This is a genomic window from Planobispora rosea (assembly GCF_014648175.1).
Classification (GTDB): domain Bacteria; phylum Actinomycetota; class Actinomycetes; order Streptosporangiales; family Streptosporangiaceae; genus Planobispora; species Planobispora rosea.
This window is the reverse complement of record NZ_BMQP01000060.1, coordinates 26,494-32,564: the sequence shown is the minus strand read 5'-3', so window position 1 is coordinate 32,564 and position 6,071 is coordinate 26,494. Positions and strand designations below refer to the sequence as shown.

Sequence of the window (6,071 nt, the reverse complement as noted above, 5' to 3'; positions counted from 1 at the left end):
ACCGGCCGGAACCGTCGTCCACACGACCCCGCTACGACCCGCACAACGAGCCATCTACCAGGCACTTTCCATCACGCCGCCAGCCCGGGTCTCCGTCTTCGAACCAGCCTGACCCACCAACACCTGGCTGCGGAGGGCGTAGGCACACGACCCTTCCCGGCCCTACACGCGTTCCCCCAGGTCAACCTTCAATTCCGGGCTCACGTGTGACTACCAACTGCGGAACCCGGGGTACTGGGCTGACGACAAAGGCCGGACCTTCACCCTGGACGAAGCCGCGCTGCTGGTCGGGTTTATGCCCGGATACCCCTGGGCTGGCTCCCGCACCAGCAGCTGCCAGCAGATCGGCGATGTGGTTCCTCCGCCGATGAGCTGCGTGATCATCGGCGTTGTCACCGGCCAGGCCTGGGAGCCGCAGCTGCGCACCTACTTGCGGAAAATCTATCGGCTGTCCGCGCGGTGAGCGCTGCTGCCCGCCCGGACAGCCGATGGCATCTCCTTGCCCATCCACGTTGACGGCGCGCGGGCGAGCCCGCCCCTTGTGCCTCAGCCACACCCTCTGAAAAGGACTCCTGATGAACCTTGACCGCCATGTGACCCGCTACACCTTCGACAGCAACACCATCGAATCCGGCGCGCCCGGCTACAACCCCCGCCAGCGCCTGCACGTGGAGCTGTACGGCACCAACCCCGACCGTGACCTGTGGTACATCACCCGGGCCGGGCTGTATCGCAACCACGCCACCGGCCAGTGGGATGACGACTACATCTTCCGCCACGCCGATAACCGCTGGTCCTACCTCACCGATCTGGCCACCGCCGTATGGCGAGCCCGCGCGCTGGCCGGGGCCGCCCCCTCTGACGCCCCCGGCCGGGCCGACCGTATCTCCAGCATCGGCACCAGCGGGCCAGGCCCCACCACGACAACCCCGCAGGGCGTCAGCCCGCTCGACCGCGTGGCCATCGAGCTGTACGGCACCTACGGCGACCCGCTGCGTGTGCTCACCCACGAGCAGACCGAGGCCGTCAACACTGCGGCACAGCAGCTGGCCGAGGCCGAGAATGAAGATCACGATACCCCTGTCGGCACCGAGCAGGAGCGCCAGGAGCACGCCGACATCGCGCCCGGTCACACCTCCATCCACGGTGTCGTTCACCCTCCACGAGGAGTGCGCCTACGACATGGAGGCGACCATCACCGTTCCCCTCGCCATCGCCACCGACCCGAGCGCGGTGAAGGCCTTCCTGGGCGCACACGAGGCCGCCTGGCTGAATGCCTTCAACTCCGCGTGCGTGAGGGTCGATGAACGCCGCATCAGCGACGTGCGCATCAGAGCGTGAACAGATGGCCGCCACCGGCAGCGCATCGTCTGCGCTTCCGCCGCCGGACCCTGGAACTGTGGTCCTTGTGCACGTCAACCTGCACAAGGGCACTTTCAGTGTCAGCGATCCCCGCACCCGGCGCGTGTTGCACAACGCAACCACCGTGACGCTCGAGGCCGTGACGTTCATCATCCACGAGTCCACCCGACAGCGCGTTTTGAGGGACCGTCGGCGGCAGGTGCACGCCTGGGCGAAAGGAACCCTGGTGACCGTCGACGCCGACCCCGCTCCCGACGTCAGCGGGATGGTCCCGGTGCGCTACAACCCGTATCGCGGCGGCCACTTCACCGCCGACGGCCGGCCGCTCGCCGGCGCGCAGCGCATCACCTTCCGCGACCGTCTCGGCTACCTCGAAGCAGCCGACGCCCGCTTTCAAGACTGATCGAAAGCCCTCGGCGCTGAACCTGCCATCCTCGCGCCCCGCATGGACCCGGTGCGATGGGACACCCGGTCTTGGCGGGCATCAGCCCGAGCCTCTGGCCGGCGCGGAGCCGATCCCCACCTGGCTGCCGTCTACCGGTCCAACCCGCCACCGGTCCCTGCTTCGCCCATGCCCCGGGCCCTCCCGCCCTCCGCCGCCGTCGGTCCGCCCGCCTTCCTCCCAGCGCCTGAGCGGGGCCCGGATGCGCACCACCGCGCAGACCTTTGCCTGCCGGGCGGCGGAGCGCACCGTCTCGGCCTGAGCCCCGCAATCACCCTTCACCGCAAAGGAGAACTGCTGATGGCCCTCATCGACCCCACCCCCGGGCAGATCGTCCGCTACGACTTTGACGGCCGTCCCGTCTGGACGGAAATCGTCGCTGTCGCCGGACCCCAGGCATGGCTCGGCGGCAAGCGCCTGGTGACCGCCGTGACACTGGAGCACTCGCCCAATCGCTGCCTGCACCGTGGTGAGGAGGTGCACGCCTACGACGGCGACGAGGACTTCACTGCTGCCGACCGGGTGCCCAAGAAGATCAAGCCGCTGCCGGGCACGCCCCTGTACGCCTGCCTACGCGACGGCGCCCTATGGGAGTGGTACCGCGCCGCCGATAACGGCCTGCTGCCGTGGATGCCGGCCACCCTGGACGAGGCACTGGACTGGTTCGCACCCGGCGGTGCCCGCCTGTTCACCGACCGGACACTGGCCGAGCAGTACCTGGCCGACTCGCCCGACGCCCGGGCCGGCGATGCCATCGGTGAGGTCGTCGCCAAGACCTGGCGCAGCTCCTATGAGCGCCGCGGCGGTTGCGTGCGCTACACCTGCGCTCGCCTTCTGCCACGTGAGGTCTGAGCGCGGAGGCCGCCGGCGCGATCGCCGGCGGCCGGGCCCGTCTGCTGACGGCCCTGCGAGATCTGTCCCCGTCCCTCTTGGAAGGATCACGATGGCACGCCTGTCGTCCACCCCACCCCAGCCCGACTCCTACCTGCCCGGTGACCGTGTCTGGGCGGTCCCGGAGGAGTCACCGGCCACCGACCAATCGGCCTACCTCGCCCGGATCGTGGAGCCCTGCGGTCCGGGCCACTCCTACCGCATCTGCTTTACCGACCGTGCCATGCCCGCGCGCTGGAAGCGCGACCAGGTCGCGCCCTACGAGGGACTGGAACTCCTCGCGTGATCCCTAGGAAAGCAAGGAGTGACATGCCCGTACATCACCCCAGCGATCGAGTTTCCCGCATTCCCGCGATGTGCCTGAGCCAGCAGATTGAACTGCCCCGGGATCTGATCGTGTGGCTGTCGAAGAACGTTCACCGCGGCGCCGCCCTCCTGGATGTCGCAACGGCCCGCGATGCGGTCTGCTGGTGGCACCACATCTGCCTGCAGGACCTGGACGCCAGCCACCCTGATGGGTCCGTCCTGCACGTGCTCTTCAGCGACCACGAAGTAGGCCTGCGGATGCTCGGCATCGGCACCCGGGAGGCCGAGATCCGCCACGGGTTCCTGCTGCCGACACTGTCGCGCCGCCCCTCGATCCGCCCGGTTCCAGTCTTGTGGTGCTGGGAAGATGCCGAGGACGGCCTGACATGGCTGTGGCGCCAGCAAATCTTGCACCGCCGCACCCACGCGCCGCGCTCACACCGAAGCCCCAGGACGCCGTCGCCCCCACCGATCCAGCGATCGCTGCGCGGCCCTGAGCCGGGTACTGCCCGTCACCGCCAGAACCCCCCACCCGGCTGGTCCCGCGCGGGAGTGATCCCGCATCGCCTGCACGAGCGTGAGCCGGACCGGTCAGCCGTACTGCCTTAGCCCCGTCACTGCCCCATGGAGAACCGCCGCTCATGAAGCGCATCCGCTACCCGATCCCCTTACTCAACCATCCTGTCTACCGAGACCCGGACGGAGAGCACACCTACGTGCTCACCCCAGGCCGGCACGGCGTGGACTTCCACGTGCCCGGCTGCCCGGCGGCGAAAGGTACCCGCAAGCTGTCGAAGGTGACCGGCACCTACAAGAGCGTCTTCGACATCCCCAAGGGCGTGTGGCCGTGCCGCTCCTGCCAGCCGCACGGCTGTCACAAGGTAACCCTGCCGGACGGTACCGACCGCTACCGTCCCATGGGGCCGATCGCGATCGGCCGCCACGGCGACCAGGACGAGGCATATGGCAACTACGCCCTGTGTGACCAGTTCCGCGGCAAGTGGCGGGTGCGGGAGTGGGCTCCGGACGGGCTGGCCGCGCTCGCCCGCGCTCAGAAGTTGGGCGTGACGGTGATCCTCGGCCCACCGGATGCCCGCTACGGTCTACCGATCGGGCCGGAGGCGCAGCAGTGACTACACCGACTGCACCCGTCAAGGTGACGGACATCGTGAAGGCCGACGACGGCATTTACGTCGTCCTGCGCGTCCGCGAGAACGGCGGCCTGATCAAGGCGCGGCACCGCGCCACCGGCATCATCTGGCACCTGGTGCCGCGCAATGGAACATGGGCCCGGCTGTGACCTCCAGGGCGCATCGGCCCGGCGCGGGCACCACGCAGCAGAGCGGTGCCCGGTGTTCCCTCACAAGCACGCGAAATACCGCTGACTCCACCCGAGAGAAGGAGCTCGCATGGCCCGGCGCGGCGTGACCACCAATCTCGCGGTCAGCGTGTACTTCGACGACCGTACAAGGACCCAAGAAGAGGCCATCGACGACCTTCACCAAGTACTCCACGACGCCCAAGAGGCCGGCCACTTCGCTCATCACCTGATCGAGATCGCTTTCGGAGGCGACCACGATCCGGAGCCGTTCATTCCCGCCGGCGCCGAAGAAGACGACCGCAAGGACGGCGGGCGGGAAGAGGACTGGACACCGCAGTTTGAGCGGTGGCGGCACGGCGGCTGGTACGTGACCAACATCCGCTACCCGAGCGGCGCTGTCGGCTGCGTCAGCCGCAACTACCCCGACGGCAAGTGGCGCATCGCCTGCGACCCCCGCCCGGACGGGCACTCCCACACCTATCCGACACGTGATGCAGCCGCCCGCGCCGAGCGTGACCTGGTGCAGGGACTGCCGGAGTGAGACGGTTCGGCCGCTGTGCGCCCTGTTGGCATATACCGTCGACAGGGCGTGCGGCCAGCGCCCGGCCCGGGCCGGATTGCGTCTGCTCAGTCGGCCGGCCCCGGCACGGCATGACCCGGTCAGCCCCCTGTCCCACACGTCCTCACAGACGAATCACCACCGGCCCTTTCGGACCGGGCGCTGGCCGCCATCGTATAGATCCTGACAGGCTCATCGCACCCAGCCTTGATCCGGCATGTTGCCAGGGCAAGTGCTCTGCGGACCCTTCACATGCCAGCCGCAGATGCGGCAATCACACGCATCATCCGGCACCTGACAGCGGTCAAAGCCGCACGGTTGCGGAAGCTTCGGTATTCCGTACGGGCTGGCCTGTTCGCTCACGATCTCCCCCGATCACCTCGCTGACTGCCTCGGGGTGGGTGTACCCCACCCTGGGGCGATCTGGAGGGCAGGCCGTTAACTCCACTCCGTCTTTGCCCGCTTCAGCACCTCTTCCAAGGTGTCGCTCTCGGCCAGGACATCGATGGCGCTTTCACGGGCGCGGGCGGCCCACGCGGTGCCGACGTCGATCCCGGCGGAGGTGCTCACATCGACGATTGCTTGCGACAGCAGACGCAAGGTGGTCTCGCTCGGGTTGGCGAAGGCGGTCAGGACCATCTGGGCCAGGGTGCGAGGGGCCCCTTCGGGCCACATCGTGGCGGTGTCACGGACCCAGCCACCAATCGACATGACGGTGGGCAAGTCCCCGCAGTCGTCAGCCACGCTTTTCCACAGCGGCGCGCGCGGGTCGGACGGGAGCAGCACCATGAGCCGGACAAGCCGTTCTGCGACGGGGGGCATCTTCTGCACGCGCGTTCCTCCAAACAGCTAAGGGGCGTAGGCTCTTAGGAAAACACGGAATCGGCGCCTGATGCGGTTTCTGGCGTTTTCCGCGCTTTGATGTGGGTGCTGTCCTGCCGTGTCGCGTCGACTGTCAGCTGGTGTCGTTTCCCCCTGACATTCCGCGCCGTTCAACACCCCGACAGGACAAAGGACTAAAGGCTGCCCTTTTCAAGATCATCGGCCCGCTTCCGCGGAGCAAGTTGGTAGAAAAACCGGAGTTAACTGGCGAATCAGGGGATTCGCTGGTTAACTCCGCCTCATGATCCCGATCGAGGGCGATCGGGATGAACGGGGACGCTCCCGGTCGAGTGGGGAGGACGGGCGAG

General features: G+C 67.9%; 9 protein-coding genes. 8 read left to right on the top strand and 1 reads right to left on the bottom strand.

Features of this window, described 5'->3' with window-relative positions; all coding sequences use genetic code 11:
- Nucleotides 1-575 precede the first annotated feature (575 nt).
- From IEZ08_RS36210 to IEZ08_RS36175, 8 genes are all read left to right on the top strand, one after another.
- Nucleotides 576-1,307 carry a hypothetical protein gene (locus IEZ08_RS36210; RefSeq protein ID WP_189243974.1) on the top strand — a complete coding sequence of 244 codons (732 nt, stop codon included), beginning with the start codon at nucleotides 576-578 and terminating at the stop codon, nucleotides 1,305-1,307.
- The gene (locus tag IEZ08_RS36205) at nucleotides 1,304-1,765 is read left to right on the top strand and encodes a L5-gp82 domain-containing phage-derived protein (protein WP_444544061.1); all 462 of its coding nucleotides are present in this window, start codon (nucleotides 1,304-1,306) and stop codon (nucleotides 1,763-1,765) included. The genes IEZ08_RS36210 and IEZ08_RS36205 overlap by 4 nt, the downstream gene beginning before the upstream one ends.
- A gap of 339 nt (nucleotides 1,766-2,104) precedes the next feature.
- Nucleotides 2,105-2,656 carry a hypothetical protein gene (locus IEZ08_RS36200; RefSeq protein WP_189243972.1) on the top strand — a complete coding sequence of 184 codons (552 nt, stop codon included), beginning with the start codon at nucleotides 2,105-2,107 and terminating at the stop codon, nucleotides 2,654-2,656.
- A 91-nt stretch (nucleotides 2,657-2,747) separates the two neighbouring features.
- Nucleotides 2,748-2,981, top strand: a complete 234-nt coding sequence (locus tag IEZ08_RS36195) for a hypothetical protein (RefSeq protein WP_189243971.1) — start codon at nucleotides 2,748-2,750, stop codon at nucleotides 2,979-2,981.
- Nucleotides 2,982-3,004: 23 nt separating this feature from the next.
- On the top strand, nucleotides 3,005-3,610 hold the full coding sequence (locus tag IEZ08_RS36190; protein WP_189243970.1) for a hypothetical protein: 606 nt from the start codon (nucleotides 3,005-3,007) through the stop codon (nucleotides 3,608-3,610).
- Between the two features lie 32 nt (nucleotides 3,611-3,642).
- Nucleotides 3,643-4,134 carry a hypothetical protein gene (locus tag IEZ08_RS36185; protein ID WP_189243969.1) on the top strand — a complete coding sequence of 164 codons (492 nt, stop codon included), beginning with the start codon at nucleotides 3,643-3,645 and terminating at the stop codon, nucleotides 4,132-4,134.
- A complete protein-coding gene (locus IEZ08_RS36180) occupies nucleotides 4,131-4,301 on the top strand; it encodes a hypothetical protein (RefSeq protein WP_189243968.1) in 171 nt (56 codons plus the stop codon). The genes IEZ08_RS36185 and IEZ08_RS36180 overlap by 4 nt, the downstream gene beginning before the upstream one ends.
- Nucleotides 4,302-4,410: 109 nt before the next feature.
- Nucleotides 4,411-4,863, top strand: coding sequence for a hypothetical protein (locus IEZ08_RS36175; protein WP_189243967.1), 453 nt, complete (start codon nucleotides 4,411-4,413; stop codon nucleotides 4,861-4,863).
- Nucleotides 4,864-5,319: 456 nt separating this feature from the next.
- Here IEZ08_RS36175 and IEZ08_RS36170 read toward each other — a convergent pair whose 3' ends face one another.
- Complete coding sequence (locus IEZ08_RS36170) at nucleotides 5,320-5,712, bottom strand: hypothetical protein (RefSeq protein ID WP_189243966.1); 393 nt, start codon at nucleotides 5,710-5,712, stop codon at nucleotides 5,320-5,322.
- Nucleotides 5,713-6,071: the final 359 nt, after the last annotated feature.